13 protein-coding genes are annotated in these 18435 nt (G+C 32.4%); 2 read left to right on the top strand and 11 right to left on the bottom strand.

Annotated features, from left to right (window positions below; all coding sequences use genetic code 11):
* Positions 1–16: 16 nt before the first annotated feature.
* The 10 genes from NH26_RS22760 to NH26_RS22805 form a co-directional block, all read right to left on the bottom strand.
* A complete protein-coding gene (locus NH26_RS22760; protein WP_158022013.1) occupies positions 17–4066 on the bottom strand; it encodes a hybrid sensor histidine kinase/response regulator transcription factor in 4050 nt (1349 codons plus the stop codon).
* Between the two features lie 177 nt (positions 4067–4243).
* Positions 4244–4657 (bottom strand): ACT domain-containing protein, encoded by a 414-nt coding sequence (locus tag NH26_RS22765; RefSeq protein WP_044220450.1) that lies wholly within the window; start codon positions 4655–4657, stop codon positions 4244–4246.
* 91 nt (positions 4658–4748) lie between these two features.
* A complete protein-coding gene (locus tag NH26_RS22770; protein ID WP_084812339.1) occupies positions 4749–5627 on the bottom strand; it encodes a sialate O-acetylesterase in 879 nt (292 codons plus the stop codon).
* A 226-nt stretch (positions 5628–5853) separates the two neighbouring features.
* Positions 5854–6291: a DUF2214 family protein gene (locus NH26_RS25900; protein WP_044220446.1), complete on the bottom strand. Its 438-nt coding sequence runs from the start codon at positions 6289–6291 to the stop codon at positions 5854–5856.
* A 3-nt stretch (positions 6292–6294) separates the two neighbouring features.
* Positions 6295–6924 carry a hypothetical protein gene (locus NH26_RS22780; RefSeq protein WP_044220444.1) on the bottom strand — a complete coding sequence of 210 codons (630 nt, stop codon included), beginning with the start codon at positions 6922–6924 and terminating at the stop codon, positions 6295–6297.
* Positions 6925–7015: 91 nt separating this feature from the next.
* Positions 7016–7591, bottom strand: coding sequence for a Crp/Fnr family transcriptional regulator (locus NH26_RS22785; RefSeq protein ID WP_044220441.1), 576 nt, complete (start codon positions 7589–7591; stop codon positions 7016–7018).
* 259 nt (positions 7592–7850) lie between these two features.
* Positions 7851–8717, bottom strand: coding sequence for an SDR family oxidoreductase (locus NH26_RS22790; protein WP_044220439.1), 867 nt, complete (start codon positions 8715–8717; stop codon positions 7851–7853).
* 214 nt (positions 8718–8931) lie between these two features.
* Complete coding sequence (locus NH26_RS22795) at positions 8932–9729, bottom strand: aldo/keto reductase (protein ID WP_044220437.1); 798 nt, start codon at positions 9727–9729, stop codon at positions 8932–8934.
* 107 nt (positions 9730–9836) lie between these two features.
* The gene (locus NH26_RS22800; protein WP_044220434.1) at positions 9837–11084 is read right to left on the bottom strand and encodes an AGE family epimerase/isomerase; all 1248 of its coding nucleotides are present in this window, start codon (positions 11082–11084) and stop codon (positions 9837–9839) included.
* 202 nt (positions 11085–11286) lie between these two features.
* Entirely contained in the window at positions 11287–13821 is a 2535-nt protein-coding gene (locus NH26_RS22805; protein ID WP_044220430.1) for a beta-mannosidase, read from the bottom strand.
* 410 nt (positions 13822–14231) lie between these two features.
* Here NH26_RS22805 and NH26_RS22810 point away from each other — a divergent pair, with 410 nt between their 5' ends.
* Positions 14232–14705 (top strand): RNA methyltransferase, encoded by a 474-nt coding sequence (locus tag NH26_RS22810; protein ID WP_199880286.1) that lies wholly within the window; start codon positions 14232–14234, stop codon positions 14703–14705.
* Positions 14706–14755: 50 nt separating this feature from the next.
* Here the strand turns inward: NH26_RS22810 and NH26_RS22815 are convergent, their stop codons facing one another.
* Entirely contained in the window at positions 14756–16417 is a 1662-nt protein-coding gene (locus tag NH26_RS22815; protein WP_044220424.1) for a T9SS type A sorting domain-containing protein, read from the bottom strand.
* A gap of 435 nt (positions 16418–16852) precedes the next feature.
* On the opposite strand from NH26_RS22815, the gene NH26_RS22820 reads away from it, so the two are divergent.
* Positions 16853–18424: an arylsulfatase gene (locus NH26_RS22820; RefSeq protein WP_084812340.1), complete on the top strand. Its 1572-nt coding sequence runs from the start codon at positions 16853–16855 to the stop codon at positions 18422–18424.
* Positions 18425–18435: the final 11 nt, after the last annotated feature.

Below are 18435 nucleotides of genomic sequence, written 5' to 3' on the forward strand. Positions count from 1 at the left end.
GAGTGATAAATAAAGGCTATTTCTTTATTGGCTTCCTGTATTGTGTAGGTGTCTGTCCAAACTGTTTTTTGAACGATTTCCTAAAATATTGAGGATCGTTGAAACCCACCTCGTAAGCAATTTCTGATATATTAAGGTCAGATGTTTTTAATAAATCAAGCGCTTTCTGTAAACGAATATTCCTCACAAATTCTACTGGAGGCATACCGGTTTCCGCCTTCATTTTTCTATAAAGCTGAATATTACTCATATCCAGTTCCTTAGCTAACTCTGGTATAGAAAATTCTACTTCAGATATATTCTTTTCAATTATTTTTCTTGCATGATCTTCAAAAGAAACTTCCGCTTTTTTAGGGACATTTTTATTTGTTTTTGTCTCTTTCTTATCCAAAACCATAATATTTGATCTTGCTTTTAATAATTGATGCACCCTAACCTCCATATGCTTAGGAGAAAATGGTTTGGCAATAAAGGAATCAGAACCTGCTTCTAATGCTTTGATACGTTCTTGTGTATCAGGATTGGAAGATAATAAAATGATTGGTGTATGTTTGGTCTTTTCTCCCAATTTTATTTTTTCGGTAAGCTGTAAGCCGTCCATACCTTCAAGATAAATTTCAGAAATCACCAATGAAGGATAATATTTCAATACTTTCTCATAGGCTTCTAAACCATCATTTGCATACATTACTTTATATTCTTTTTCTAAAATACTAGCAATATATTCTTGAATTTCTTCCGACTTTTCGACGATTAGAATCAACTCTTCTTTGGCTATTTTCTCCTTCTCTACCTGATCATTTAATTTATCTTCAAACTGTAGTTTTTCTGTATTTGAATATAATAGTTTAGACACCAATTCTGTAGCATCATTGTCCTTTTCAGCTTCAGAATAAAAGTCTTCATCACTTGGTACAAAAAGGGTGAATTTTGATCCTAATGATACTTCACTCTCTACATAAATGATTCCCTTCATTGCTTCTATAATAGATTTGGCAAAGGCTAAACCAATTCCTGCTCCTGTATCATTCTTAGATTTCACTTGATAAAAACGATCAAAAATGATGTCCAAATCTTCTTTATTAATACCAATGCCAGAATCTTTTACTTCGATACATAGATAATTTCGAGCATATTTATCGGGTAAATTACCATTGTAACTCACAAATTTTGATTGTACATGTTGAAACTTAACAGTAGATACATTTACCCAAACTCCACCACTATCCACATTGTATTTAAAAGCATTCGAAAGTATGTTATATAAAACAGCTTCGAAAATCACTTTATCTATAAAAACAGAAGGTTGTAACTGATCGGAATAGTTAATAGAATAATTGATTTTTCTCTTTTTAGCCACATGTTTAAAAGCATCTGTCGCATCTTTCATCAGCATTTGTGTTTCTTCTTGTTTCACATTCAAACGCATTTGCCCATGCTGGCTTTTAGTCAAAAACATTAATTGGTCTGTTAAACGCAATAACCTTTGTGCATTTCTGTAGGCAATACCTAAAGGTTCTTGTAGTTCTGTTTGCACAGCGTTATTCTTCGCTATTTGTTCAATCGGACCTAGTACAAGTGTAAGAGGAGTCCTCATTTCATGAGATAAATTGGTAAAGAAGTTGACTTTCCTTTCGTACTCAATTTTTTCATCTCTCATCTTGAGATGTTCGTACTTTTCTTCATTGGCTTTTTGTACCGTTCTTCTCCACCAAATCATAATAATTACAATCACACCTATCAACAAAAAGGCATAAAGGACATAAGCATAAATAGATAGATACCAAATAGGAGTTATCGTAATTTGTAGAGCTTTTACCTCCTCTCCCCAACTTCCATCTACGTTGGATGCCATGACGGTGAAAATATATTTACCAGGCATTAAACCATTGTAGCTTGCAATGTGTTGTGTGCCGGTTGTTTCTATCCAATCTTTATCAATGTTTTCCATTTTATAGCGGAAAACTTTTTTATCTCCTCTAGTATAATTACATGAAGACAGATAGAAAGAAAATGTATTTTGATCGTGCGTTAACTTTAGATGATCTAAATTTTGAATCACATCTGTTAGTAAGACACCTGAAGTTAATTTCTGATTAGGGTGAACAGCTTGACCATTTAGATAAAACTGTGAGATCTCTGCTTTAACTTGGTAAGGTGATAGATCAAATTGTTTAATCTTTAATAGATCTACTCCATTCTCTCCTCCAAATAGAACATTCCCTTTGGAAGTTAATTTCTTTGAATTATTGTAGAATCTTGTATTTGCTAATCCATCTTCAGTATTGTAACTAAAAAATTGATCGCCGTTCCATTCAAAAGCATTGGTTAATGTTGTTCCCCAAATACTATTATTAGGTGCTTTTGCAAGACTACTGATTGTCGCTTTTAATAAATTGGTAGGTATATTTTTTTGAGAGAAATGATTACGTTCTTTTAGAAATTCGAACAATCCATTTTCTGTAGCCACAAGAATTGTTTGATTATCCTTTTCGACTATATCACTAATCAATGAAGTGTTCATTGTAGGTGTTTTCACATTAAACTGTTCAATTTCTGTGATGTGATACTCCTCGTCATAAATTACCTTCCATAGGCCTTCTCCTCTTGTGCCTACCCAAAGTTCACCTTTTCCTACAGCAATTATTTTAATGATGGGTACATCAAAAAGCTTTCTCCCATTCCCTGAATTGATGGATACAAATTTATCTTTCTTTGCATCAAAATAAGAAAGACCCATATCCCAAAACCCTATCCAAAAGCTATCATCATAATCCGAATTAGCCATAGACATAACATAAGGATTAATGATTTTATTAGATCTTGTATAAGTATTTATTATTTCACCTGTTGCTTCATCTAGTCGATAAATCCCTTTACCTACTGCACTTACCCATACTTGATTTTGATACTCCATTATATTGGAAATCTGCTCAAACCTGTGGGGATGCTTCACATAATTTCCTAATCCATTATCATCATGAGATTTTTCATAATACAATTTACCGTTGATTGTTCCTACCCAGATTTTTCCATTTACTTCTTCAATTGTGACTACTGGATCTATACGATTGGGTAATAACGGTTGAATTGGTTTACGAAATAAATCAAAAGTATATACCCCAAAATGTGTCCCAACCCAAAGTACTCCGCTTCTATCTTCAAAAATATGAGAGAACCCTGTTTTACCTTTAAACTCATTGCAAGGAGTAACAGTCTTATCTTTTATATTGACAGTAAAAATGTCACTTGAAGTCATGAACCACAAAACATCTTTATTAGCATGAGAAGGTATTAAAAACGACTTTTTATTATTGATAAATTTCTTTTGAAACTCTCCGATTAATTCTTTGTTCTTAAATTTTGCTGTAAAGATCCCACTTTTATTCGAACACCAAATCTCATTATCTTCTGATTGATAAATACTGAATACACCTGTAAAATCTCCCCCAGTTAAAATCGATACTTCTTCCGTTTTAATATCCATACAAGCCAAACCCTGCATAGTACCAAACCAAAGGAAACCGTTTTTATCATAATGTACAGAAATAACTAAATCTTGGAAAACCTGAAGATCGAATATATTTCCAAAATCTCTCTGAGTATAAGCTTTAAATAAGCCATTATTGATATTATAATACGCTAAACCATTGCCTTGAGTACCAATCCAAATGTTACCTAAGTTGTCTTCATCAAATGACGTTATTCTTTTGATATTTAAAGTACGAGCAGATTCTGAATTTTGAGTAAGATGTTCGAATGAATCTGTCTTTTTATCATAAATAAATATCCCATTATTGTCAGTACCTATCCAAATACGTCCATCAGAATGTTCCATTATTGCAGAGATCTTTTTATCCAACAAAGGTTGGTAATTTCTCTCTCCAAAAATTGTCAATTCATAACCATCATACTTGTATAAACCATCCCAAGTAGCAAACCACATGTAACCTTCCTTATCTTGGAGGATATTAGTGACAGAACCCGAAAAGTTAGGCAGTTTTATAGGAGTTGCACTTACTATAAAAGTAAAAGCTAATAAAAAGTAAGTTAGTATATATTTCAAATTACAAGTCATTATATAGTAGTGGACGTCAATTTGTTCTTTTTTTATCACAAACAGATTACTGCAAAATACAAAAAATAAGGCTTATTTTAAAGGGACTATTTCAATAAAATGAGGTTATTAATAGTTAAAAATTAAAGTGCTTTCCTTAAATGATATAGAATTAAACTGATTACTTCATTCTCCATCAGAAGTATAATTTCTTGATAATGCTGTCAACACATTCACTGCTTTGTCTGAGTCTTTGACATCAACAAAAATATGATCATGATAATACCCTGCAATCACATTACAACTAATATCATTTTTTGCTAATTCAGTTGAAAAAATTGCAGTCAGACCTACTGCATCTAAAGAAGAATGTATCATTAGGGTAATCCAAGAAGCAACATATTCATAATCCAATTTTAAATGATCAGCCTTTTGCTTTTCTATTACAATCGTTCTTCCTTCACTTTCTTTAAATTCACAAATGATATCTTCTCGATGAATACCACTGACATCTTTTACAGTCGTGAACACATATTCTCCATCATTCAATTTTGGGGTCATCCCTTTTATTAATTGTGATAAATTTGTTTCACCTGACATATCATTAAAATTTAATTATTGATCTTGAATATTTACTAAAAATAACAAATGATTTGTATTTCAGAAGGTTAAGGAAGTAATTCAATACTCACTACAAACAATTCATTAATTCGATAGCAAAAGCTTTCCCTAATCTTTTTTGACCCTCAGTATTATAATGTGTATTATCAAAATGCTTCGGGAAATCTGACCATGTAGAATCTGTAGAAGTTTTGATAATAAAAGTATTTTGATCGGCTGCTGCCACTTCTTCCATACTTTGGCGAACTATTCTAGGACCATCTTTAAATTGACCATATGTTGAATTAATCTGACCAATTATAAATGGCATATTCGGCAGCTCAAAATAATCACGATAATGCTTTATTAAATTTGATAGGTTCTCTTTGTAAGCGAGTGCACAAACTTCAATTGCTGCATCATTTTCTCCTTGCATCCAATACATACCTACAATAACAGGTACTTTACCATTACTCCTAAGACTATCGATACAGTTTTGTATCATCGTAAGATGTGACTCACATAGCTTCATATTTTTCTTGAAGGCTTTATTCTCGGCAACATCGGCTTTTTCTGAATCCCAATTTGGATTCCATGCTCCGTATAAAGATGTCCCTCCTTGGCTTCTTTTTATAAATAGAAACTCTTGATGAGGATATTCTTTCGCTAAAGTAAGCCCTAAGAATAATTCTGGTCCAAAATAATTTTCAAAACCATACTTCTTCAAATGAAAACTACTTTTACCATAGGATAACGGTCTTACAGTATTCGATTTATCCAGTAAATGTAATCTTTCTGATAATTCTTCTAGTTGTAATTTAGTTTCAGCATTTAATTCATCAAAATTGCCAGCTCCTCCCATATTAGATTGCCCTGCCATTAAGACAATCCTAACTGTATCACTATTACTTGCATTAACATTAAAACAAATAATTAAGGAACATAAAAATATTATTAGATTTAGTTTCATGTTATGATTTCCATTTTACTTTGTTCAGTCTGAAATTCACCTCTCCTTGAAATGAAGTAAAAAGTGATTAATGAAACAATGTAAGTTTTCTATAGTTGAAATTCAAGAAATAATTTAATTAACGCAATACAAAAATATATCGTGTGTCAAAAAGTCACAAATAACCAAATAGCACTTCAACTTCAAATGTAATATTCAAAATTAAGTGCTATTGATAAATATATCCTTATGAAATTCCTTTTGCCACTAAAACACCTAATAAAGGTATGAATAAAAGCAAAATCATTTCTATGAGAATCATGGTTTTAATGCTTATGAAATGTTTAATCTTTACTAGTCCATTCTTTGATTTCTTTATTCTGAAGAAAGACACACTTGGATAAATTGAAAGTAGACCTACAAGAATAAATAATGAAAACTTCAGTATAAAAAGAGAATTAGATAAATAATAATCTTCTCCTTTTCCATAATTATACATTCTCAATAAACCTGTACAAATAGTGAGGCCTGAAAAAATAATATAAAATAAATCTGCCTTTCTCAAAATTAAAATACTCTTCCAATTCATTGTCCCTTTGATAATACTCATTTCAACAATTAATGATGAAAACATAATGAATATTGAGATAAAATGAAGGTAAGTGACTATTGAATATAACCACATTGCTTATTCAAATTTTGTTGGAGCACTGTCTAAGTGTACAGGTCTAAATATCACTGCTTTTTCTTCAATTTTTGCAAAAGGTATTTCGTTACCTTCTTTAACTTTAAAAAGTTCGACAGTTTCAAGTAATACTCCTTCTTCATATTTGTAATGTTGAGTAATTCTCATTGTATTGTATGGAGCAAACGAACTAATATCATCAACAGAAAATTGGATGACTTGTTCTCTGAATTCCCTATCACTTATACCCGTTCCACTACCCAAAGATGAATTTATAATTGAAACAACCTCACCTTCTTGTTTAAAAAAATCGATGGCAAAAAACATAGTTTGTTCACGTTCTCCCGCTTTTCCATCATAATCAGGATGGAGTCGATGCATATTTTTTATTGATTCCCAAGAATTCCCATACCTCCTTTGCATCACTTCAAATGAATAATCGTTTGATTTATTTCTTTGATACTCCCCCTCTAAATACAAATAGGATTCTCCACTACCTACCCAAAGAATTGGATAGTTATCTTCCAATGATGGAAGTGTTTCATTAGTAGGAATTATAACCCTACTTGATACACTACAAGAAGTGATTAATGTGATCAAAAATAGCAATAATACATTAGCTGTTTTTTGCATAATAATATACTTTTAATTGTTTTTAAAAATTGACTCTACAAAAGTATATTGGTTATTTCTCCTATAAATTGATGTATGTTACATTCTTATTTTAGCTCGTAATTTCTTTTCTAATACGACTTAAGCTTTCTCGTTCGATTCCCAAATAAGAGGCTAGATGATAAAGAGGTATACGCTGAATAAATTGAGGATAATCTTGGATCATTTGTAAATACCTTTCTTTGGCAGATAGAAATAAAAAAGATTCAAAACGATTGGTTGCAATAGCATAGACACTTTCAGCTATAATTCGGCCAAAACGTTCCCAGTTTTTTGAACTTTCATAAGCCTTTTGAAGTGATTTAGAATTAAAGGTAAATAACTCACAATCTTCAAGTGCTTGAATATAATATCTACTAGATGTATTCTTTAAAAAATCAAGATAAGATACTGCATAATCATTTTCTAAAAAGAAATGATTATTGATTTCTTTCCCATCTGAAACACAGTAGAATCGAAGTGCCCCTTTTTCTACAAAAGCTATCTCATTAACTTTCTGACCTTCTTTTAATAAGTATTCTCCTTTTTTTAATATTTTTCTACGTAAACTAGGAATAAACATGGAACACTCATCTTCAGAAAAATCAGTTACTTTTCGAATCTGTATTTTGAAATTTTCTAAGTTCATTATCTAAGTTCTCTATTCTTTTTTAAGGTTGATTTCTCATAGGATGAAGCAATGTATTGTAAATATGAGTGATATCAAATTACTTTATTACCCTGTATTAGGTGAATCACCCTCCTTTTTTCTTTAAAAAAAAGAAATAGAATTTCATTATCAAGAGCCCTATTTCATATCAATAAAATGTCTTTTAAAAGGATTTTACACTCACTCTTTTATAGTGTTTATTTCAATAATTACATACACACAAACTAAATCAATTCTACTATTTTCGCTTCTTTTTTTCTACCTCAGCTTTAAAAAAATCAACTAAATGATGCTCCCCTACTTCTTCTGCCATATTATCAAAGGCCATAAGTGTAAGAAAGAATTCAATGGGTCCATAAGTTTTAGAGGATGTAAAAGTTCTCAAAAACCATATTGTGAATTTTCGAATCCAATCTGGTAAATGTACAATTCCGGGCTTTTTATCCCATGCATTTAGTGCGAGTAAAGCTAATTCATTTTGAGAAAGCATGTCAGGACCTCCAACTATTACTTCATTGTTTTCCACATTTATGTTATCCACACAAACTTTGGCTAGATCTTCACCATGAATTGGGTTCAGTTTAAATTCCCCTTCTCCAAAAAGATATACTTTTCCTGATTTTGCCATGTCAAGGAAATCTCTCATATCAGAGAAAAAACCATTGGGCCTCATAATTGTATAATTTAACGAAGAACTTTTGAGTTCGTCTACAAATCGTTCTTTTGCTTCAAATATTTTGAGATGCCTTAATTTATCTCCTCCAATGGCTGAAACATATAGAAATGAATCGACACCAGACCGTTTGGCTTCTTGTAACAAATTAGAATTCCCCTGATAATCTACGTCCATGTAGGTAAGACCATCTTTCTGCCTGGTGATACCTACAGATGTAAACACCCAATCTATATCTTCACAAACACCTTTTAAACTGTTGGGAGCAGTAATCTCTCCTATAAAAAAATCATCAATATCACTGAATAATTTTTTCTGACTTTCTTTTCTAATCAAAACGCGTACCTCGTGATTGCGCTTGGTTAACTCTTTTACAATAAATTGACCTAAATATCCCGTTGCTCCAGCTACTAATACTTTCTTTTTGTCCATGTTATATCATTAATATATTTTCCAATTTCAGGTAGAGAGTCAATCCATCAATGACTGATATTATAGTTTTTCTTAGCATTGTAATTTTAATTCCGCCTTATAAATAGATGGTTGAAAATCAAATACAATTTAAGCTTTTTAAGTCAAGAAATAAATGGTGTTTAAAAAAAAGCACAAGAACTATTTCGTTTAATTCTTGTGCTTATATTTTTATCTAAAAATCAAATGTTTCCGGATCTGGCCCAACTCTTTGATCTTCGTTCATCGCTGTAATTTTCTTCATATCCTCAGCGGATAATTCAAAATCGAAAATTTCGAAATTGGCTTTTATTCTCGAAGGTGTCACCGACTTAGGTAATGCATTCACACCCCTTTGGAAGTGCCATCTCAACATTACTTGAGCAGTTGATTTACCATATTGCTCACCAATGTCTTTTAAAGTTTCATCTTCAAATAATTTTGCTTGCATTAATGGTCCCCAAGCTTGAATAACAATCTCTCTTTCAGAACAGTAAGCAAGTAACTCGTTTTGTTGTAATTTTGGATGACATTCAATTTGGTTCACAACAGGTACCACTCCAGAAGGTTCTAGATCTTCTAAATGATGAATATTGAAATTTGAGACTCCAATTGATTTAATCAATCCTTGCTTTTGTAAATCAATCATCTGATTCCAAGCATTCACATACCCTTTTGCAGGCCAGTGAATTAAGTATAAATCAATGTAATCTAATTGTAACTTTTTCAAGCTTAATTTTAATGCTTCTTCTGCATTACCGTTTCTAATATCCTCATTCCATAATTTTGTTGTTACGAAGATTTCTTCTCTAGGCACACCTGATTCTTTAATCGCTTCTCCTACACCTTCCTCGTTTTCATAAATCATGGCTGTATCGATATGACGATATCCTGCTTCCAAAGCTGCCAAAACAGCTGCTTTTACTTCTTCATTTTTAGATAAGTACGTACCAAAACCCAAGCTTGGAATTTCTAATCCATTATTTAGTTTCATCTTGATAATTTTTTATTGATTAATTATTCAAATTTATAGGAATAACAAACTCAATTTACTTACAATATTTGTTTAAACATCAAAAGAATGTAATTCATTTTTGATGATTAAAAATCATTAAGAATTCGTATCATTTCGATAGTATGATAAGTCGACTTTCCAATACTACCCTTATGTTCTGTTGTTATAGGTACATCCTTTTCAGAGACATAAAAATACTCTCCGCCAAACTCCTTATCATAGAATGTATCAAAGAAATAATTTTCTAAAAGTCCCTGTTCTACTGTATACTTTTCTTTATAAAGTGATAACGCAATAATAGCTTCTGCGTGTTGCCACCAAGTCTTTCTTTTATCCAAGACCTCATTCATATTGGGGTTGACTTCAGAGTAAAATCCGTTTTCAATTTTTCCATCAGCAAAAAGGTAATTCTTCTCTAAGGTAATCTCTAAGATCTTTTTACCTAATTCTTGATATTTCTCTTTATTATCATCACTTAAAAAGTCAAATTTTGATGTTCTTAAAAGCAATGCTGATAATTGAAAATTATGTCCTGGAGTTACCATAAAATCATATTCCCCAGTAGAAGTTTTTCGAACGGACCAATCATCATTAAATTTTACATTCACCCATTGTGTCTCTTCATTCCAAGCAATAGAATATAATAACTCAATGTTTTCTGCTATCTGATGTTCGTACTTCTCTTTATTGGTTCTGTCCGCTTCCCAAAGGTTAATCATATAAGCAGTAAGTGGGTACATTAAAGATTGTAAACTTTTTGATGAAGATATACCTCCTTCACCAATTTTATAATCGCCCCAAAGGCCTTTGTTTTCATTATCTTTAAAACGGCCTATAAATCCATCATGCAATTCATGAATAGTAACTAAAAGTGAAGGATCTTTTGTTTGTCGGTACAATTCCGATAAACCACACAACCCATAAGCCTGTTGCCAAACATCCAATTGTGTAGGAATTTCTACTTTATTATTTTCTATATAAGAATAAGAAAATGCTCCTTCATCGTCCTTTCCAATCAAATGTGCTTTTTGATAGGCTGCCACATTTTTTGCCCTTTCCAGTAGAGGTTGCTCCAATTGAGATGCATAGGCTAAGCCATAAATTAATCGACTACTTGCTACTGTAAATATTTTATCAGAAACTACCTTCCCTTCGTTATCAATTTCTGAGTAGAAAGTTGCTTTTGTCTTATTCCAGGCATTATTATTAAAAAATGATATCAGTTCCAGCATTTTATCTTGATATACAAAGCTAGAAGATTCATTTTTTGATGACTGGCATCTAAATAAAAAAAATGTAAGAAGTAATAACGGATAGTATCTTAAATTAATCATCGTTTTGTTATTCGTAGTTTAGCACAATAGGCTAATTATTGATATTACAACAAAGATAAAAGAGGTGGTCTGATATTCAATTTTTAAACTTAAATCAATAGAAATGATACTAAACGAAATACCCCAAGTGTACTAAAAATGACACTTGGGAGTATATCATATTAAAAAATATATGAGACTACCTTTTTTAAAAATGACCTTTCTATTGTTGAGGTCGCATTGTTTGTATAAGGTGTTTAAGCTTAATTTTATGTTGATCTATTTTTTCACCTTTTCGTGATGTTATCACCACTTTTACAGTTTCTCCTGCAAGTAAATCGAAGTAATTATCCGAAAGTTTCACATCATCTTGATTAACTTCTATGAATAGATTTTTGACAAGGTGATTACTATTAAAGGTGGCTATCAATTGCTCATCTTCTTTTCTGAAATCTACTTTAACTTCCGCCTCTGGTAAGTATAATTCTTTTTGTAATACGAAATAATGTAGATCTTTATCTATCAATTGATCATCCACTTTTAGAGTAGATATTAATACTATATTTTCCATTTTATGGTCCTCAATTATGGAATTGACTTTCTCTGTAAAGACCAACTCTGTTGTATTAGATTGAATCTCTTTCACCTTCTGAGAATACTGCCAAATGGTGTTCCCTTCAAAATCTTGAATCTCTAAATGCAATGATGTAGGATTTGGAATATCTATATCTGAAGCAATTTTCACTTCTATTTCCCCTTGATCATCATGTACAATTAAAGAGGTGTTTTTATTGGCTTCTTTTGCAAAATATTGAAGCGCTTTCCATTCTCCGTAATAGTCCATAGAAGACCAAGAAGCCACTGGCCAACAATCGTTGATTTGCCAATATAAAGATCCCATACAATAGGGCATTTTTTCTCTATGAGCTTGTATAGCAGAATAAATACTTTCGGCTTGAAGTAGCTGACCAACATACAAAAAGTTCTCAAAATCTATAGGTACTTGATAATGGTCTTCCATATATTTCTTTATCCTCAGGTTACCAATACCACTTCTTTGATGAGAGGCCATTACTTCCGATTCAATGTCATAATCTTCAGGTAAGGTATATTTCTGTACAGATTTGAATTCAGGAAAAGATTGGAAACCATATTCACTCATAAATCGACCTATATATTTTCGGAAATCAGAAAATGGATGTTCTCCATGCCATACTCCCCAATAATGCATGTCTCCAGAAGAATGTTCGTAGGTAGCCAATTCCTGATTGCCCCCTGTGGGTGAGGATGCCCAATAGAATTGCTCATCAGTAAATTCTGTAACCACTTGGGGTAAAATTGAATGGAAAATCTTTTCGTAATTCTCCCAAATCTCTTTTTGCTGTGCTTTAGTATATTGTTCTTTCCAACCCCAACCTGCTTCTGGATTATGTGGCGCCCATGCCATTTCCATTTCATTGTTACCACACCATAAAGCAATCGAAGCATGATTTCTCAATCGTTTTACATTGTCGATGGCTTCTTCTTTTACATTGTCTAAAAAGGCTTGATTACCAGGATACATTGAACAAGCAAACATAAAATCTTGCCATACCAAAATACCCATTTCATCACAGAGGTCATAGAAACGTTTATCCTCATAAATACCTCCTCCCCATACTCTCAACATATTCATATTTGCATCCAATGCAGATTGAATAATATGTTGATAGGTAGAGTCAGATACTCTTGGCAGAAATAAATCGTTAGGAATATAATTGGCTCCTTTGGCAAAAACAGGGCGACCGTTAACCTCAAAATAAAAGCTTTTCCCATCTCCTACTTCATCTTTCTTCTGTACAATATTTATGGTTCTCACCCCCACTTTTTGATGAAAAATATCAATCAGATTATTTTCTTGAAAAGCTTCCATTTCAATCTCATATAAATAGGGTGTACCTAAATTTGCAGGCCACCATAATTGAGGATCTTCAATTGTAATTTCAATAGACTGATCAGATGATAGGACAACAGGTACTTCTTCGCCATTCACTTTTACTTTATAGTGTAAATTTTCTAGTTTTTTGCTCCATTCTGGTAGAAGAGTTAATGTGGCTTTTTCTTTGTTTACCTTTTGCTTAATAAGTACATGATTGATTTTTGCTTTATTCCAAAAATTTAAAGCTACATCTCTCCAAATACCTGAAGTTACCAATCTGGGTCCCCAATCCCAACCATAATGATACCCTGCCTTTCTTGTAAATATTGATACTTTGTTTTCTCCTACCTCTCCTATTTCTGATTGATCATTTACTGCTGGTAATGGATAAGCATTTGCCTCCAATTCAGCCAATCCTCTTTGAATAGGAGAATCAAAATGTACTTCTAAAGTATTCTTTCCCTCCTTTAGTATTTCCTTTACATCAAAATGCCAAGTTCTAAACATATTATCAGTTTTCCCTATTTCTGTAGCATTTAATACAACAGTTGCATAGGTATCCAAACCATGAAAGGTTAGCTCAATATTTTCATTTTCTAGTTGATGTTTTTCTAAATTAAATTCTTTTTTGTACGACCAATTTTTCTTATCTATCCATTGTACATCTCTTTCATTTAATCGATAATAAGGATCTTCAATTAAAGATTGATGCATTAAGTCTGTGTGTACAGTACTGGGAACATTAGCGTCGTACCATTGCTGTTTGTCTGCTTGTTTAAAACACCACTTTCCATTTAATAAAACTGTCTTTACACTTGGAATTTGTTCGTTGCTATTCATCATTTGGCAGGATGGTAAAATTGTTATTAAAATAAAGAAAATTAGGTAGTATGTTTTTTTCATATCAGTTTCATTTAATTTTGATTGGTCAGCAAGGTAAAATTTGTCAAAAAAGAAAAGAGGTAGATTTTAGCTTTTAAGCGATATAGAATTTTCAAATAGTACATAATCATCAAAAAATAAAAGGTATTAATCTTTCATGATGTAAAATAATTCCCTTTGTGAATATCAGTAATATTCTCAATAACAAACACTTAAACAGTTATCCTTTAGTTAGTACTTTCTAAAGGATAAATAAAGAACATTCTGCGTTTTCACACTAGAATATCTGATCACCTCCTTTTAAATAAATTTCCACTTTTCAGAAAAAGGTAAGATCAGGTAAAGCATTACTTCTCTAAGTAGAAAAAATGTATCTTGCGACTATGGACGATAATTTTAAAAATGAATATTTTGGGATAGGTATTCAGAATGGTAAAACCCCCGAAAATTTAGGTGTATTGTGGCGTTCAGCACAAAATTTTGGTGCTAGTTTTATATTTACAATTGGCAATAGATATGCAAAACAAGCTTCAGATACACACAATGCTGTAAAATCTATTCCTTATTATCATTACGATACTTTTGATGATTTTTACAATAACATCCCTGTAGGTACTCGTATTGTTGGAGTAGAATTATCTGATGAATCGGAAGAATTAGAACAGTTTAAGCACCCTAGAAGATGTGTTTATTTATTAGGGGCAGAGGATCATGGACTTTCAAAACATGCCATGGAAAAAAGTCATTTTTTAGTAAAGTTTGATACTCCTAAAAGTTTGAATGTAGCTATTGCAGGAAGTATTGTGATGTATGACCGTCAACTTAATAAAGAACGATCATAGAGAATTATAAAAAGGCTATCTCAATATAATTGAGACAGCCTCATCATTTATTATTCAAATATTATTTTTTCAGTTGGATGATCTCCCACTCTTAAAATATACATTCCTTTTTCTATACCCTCCAATTGAAGTTGATGTTTAGCAGCAGATAACCTTGCTTGATATACTACCTGCCCTAACATGTTATAAAGTTGGACACTAGATGAAGAATCTTCTTTTGATAAATCAATAGTCAATTGACCATTCGTTGGATTAGGATAAAAATTCACATCAGTATTTTCTATGGCTCTGTCCATATCAATTGATGTTCTTGAAGAAGATGACGATTCTAATGGGTTTCTTGGATTGACTGTATTTCTATAATCTTTTGGTACCCAAAAATTCAGATTTGGAATAGACTCGTTACACACTTCATAATCATCTTTACTTGTACTAACAATTGCGTTTTTTGCTAAACCATACTCATTGATTTTAAATCCAATAGCTTTTACAGTACCTACAGGAAAATCTAAGGCGTAATGTCCTTTAGCATCTTTTTGAGAATACACAGAACAAATAGAAGGTCCTTTTCTACTGCCTCCATCTGCTTCTAAATTTACAGCAATACCTACATTATTTACTCTTGCTTTTCTTAATTGACAAGGTATGTAGCGTAATCTTTTAGAGTAATGTAACTGTGCATTTTGACCAAACGTAACCTGTAAGTCTCTTATTTTTGAATTGCTACTAAAAGACCCTGGAGTTAAACCAGCATTGCTTTGACCCGGTCTATTGACTGAAGATGAAACATAACCTGCAGCCCAAACAAAGCCAGTTTCACAACTAACGGCTGTCATTTTTTTAATGTCTACCCTACCTTGTTTTAAAGTATGAGGAGATAGCGTAACAGCTGCTTGTCCATTTTTACAATGGATAGACCTACCCCATATTTCTCGAAGTTTAATCTGATTAAAAATTTCTCCTTTTGTAAACTGAAGTGGATTGTACCCTGTTTCTAAACGTAATGCCACTCCTCCTGTTGAATTTAGATTCCTAAATAACAAGTTATGTCCAACTTGCACTTGTACCAATCCGTAACCATACGCCGCATTGGTTACAGAAATGTTTTCAATAATACCATGATGAGGGACTCCATGTACTTTAGTGATTCTTTGTTCTGCCCCTTTTCCTGTAGTATTATAGTTTCCAAAAAATGCGAAACTTGAAAATACAGTTTGATTATCAGTGATATTAATTCCAGACACTTTAAAATTAGTGGCATTCTTTACAAAGAAGACTCTAATATTTTTAGTCTTCTGAACAGACCTCAAGTCTACTTTAAATCTACCACCACTACCCATAATACTAAAGTTCTTAAGAGGTGTTTGTCCACCATCAATCTCGAACATAGGATCTTTCACTCCATTACTAGCATTAAAGGGCAATAAAGTAACACCTGCCGCAAATCTCAAATGAACATTTGATTTCATCTTCACACCTAAAATCCTGTACGTTCCAGCTTTTACATTAATGATCCCACCTTTAGACGTAACAGCATTTATTGTCGAATTAAATAGAGAAGTATCATCACCTGTACCTGAAGAAGGTGAAATAGAGCGATTTGTTCCTCCAAACGTTGGATTAAAAAATGTTTTGTTGGAAGGCAATTGTTGAGCACATAGAGAAAAGCTAGTAAATAATACTAGCAAAATAGTAATTTTTGATAATTTCATTTCATTAATTTTTGTCAGTAATTATAGTAGATATCCTAAGGAAATACCTCTTAATTTAAAGAGATACAGTACTGTATTTCCCCCATTGTGTATACTACTATTTCATTCATTTCATGATCATAACTTCTTGGTTGGCCAAACCAATTCATTCTAGTGATCATGGTAAACTTAGAGAGTATTGTTACGAATGAAGTATTCTAGGGTAAAGGTTTTGTCTGTCTATGTTTTTGAACTTAGAACGACATCACAGACAAATAGATCATTTATTTTCAGCTATTTAATATAAAAAATGGTATTTTTCTTTTAAATAGTAATGATATACCTTTTTTAGATATTTTTTTTCAATAATGAATATACTATTCAAAAAAATTGTAATTTATATTATCAATATAACAATCTACAATTCAAAAACTATATTTCTAAAAAGCTAATATTATGACAAGAGCTTTTCTTATCACTCTATTATTGATCACCACCTCACTCGGCCTTTTTGCCAGTGATCAACCTACAAAAAAATCTAAAAAGCCTAATATCGTTATTCTTTGGGGAGATGATATTGGACAATTTAACCTCTCTTATTGGAACAGAGGACAAATGGGGTATCAAACTCCAAATATTGACAGAATCGCAAATGAAGGCATTGCCTTTACCGATTATTATGGCGAGCAATCTTGTACTGCCGGGCGTTCTTCATTTTTAACCGGTCAATCTCCCATTCGTTCTGGTTTATCAAAAGTAGGATTACCAGGAGCAAATGCAGGTTTTAGACCAGAACACCCTTCTATTGCATGGCTACTAAAAAAAGAAGGATACTCTACTGCACAGTTTGGTAAAAATCACTTTGGTGATAGAGACGAGATGCTTCCTACTCAACATGGTTTTGATGAATTTTTTGGTAATCTCTACCACTTAAATGCAGAAGAAGAGCCAGAACATCCTGATTACCCACAAGACCCTGGTTTTAAAGAAAGATTTGGGCCACGTGGTGTAATCCATTCTTATGCTGATGGTAAAGTATCTGATACAGGACCACTTACTAAAAAGAGAATGGAAACTGTAGACCGTGAAATTACAGAAAGAACATTAGAATGGTTAGGAGAAAAAGCCAATGAAGACACTCCTTTCTTCTTGTGGTACAACACTGTTGGAATGCACTTCCCTACGTATAGAGCAGATGATATTAAAGGAATTTCAGGACAAGGCGGAGATTCTTTTTATGCTGATGTAATGGTAGATCACGATAGAAATATTGGTAAGATCTTGGCTAAGTTAGAAGAATTAGGCTTAATGGAAAATACCATCATCATGTATTCTACTGATAATGGCCCACACTATAACGAGTGGCCTGATGGTGCAGTAACACCTTATAGATCAGAGAAAAACACCAACTGGGAAGGAGCTTATAGAGTACCTTGCCATGTCATGTGGAAAGGACATATTAAAAAAGGACAAGTTTTAAACGGAATTGTTTCTCATCAAGATTGGTTGCCAACCATTATGTCTTTAGTGGGTGTAGAAGACATCAAAGGTAAATTAGAGGCAGGTATTGATTATGCAGGAAGAAGCGTTAAAACTACCATCGACGGATTTGATATGAAATCATATTTCTTAGGAGAAGTTGATGAAAGTCCAAGAAGAAACTTTATTTACACTTCTGATGATGGTGATATTACTTGTATTAGAATGGACGATTGGAAGGTAGTTTTTATGGAACAAAGAGCACATACAATGCAAGTATGGGCCGAACCTTTTGTGCCGTTAAGACTTCCAAAAATATTCAATATTCGTAGAGATCCATACGAAAGAGCCGATACAGATTCTAACTCTTATTGGGCTTGGTTGGCCAAACGTGCTCCTTATATTTATAAAGCGGGTGGTATCGCTGGAGAATTTATTCAGTCGCTTTATAAGTACCCTCAAATAGAAAAAATTGATTCGTTCTCAATAGACGGAGCAATGGAAGACTATCAGAGATGGAATGAAGAGCGTCAAAATTCTAAAAATTAATAAATTTCTAC

The sequence above is a fragment of the Flammeovirga pacifica genome (genome assembly GCF_000807855.2).
GTDB classification, from domain to species: Bacteria; Bacteroidota; Bacteroidia; order Cytophagales; family Flammeovirgaceae; genus Flammeovirga; species Flammeovirga pacifica.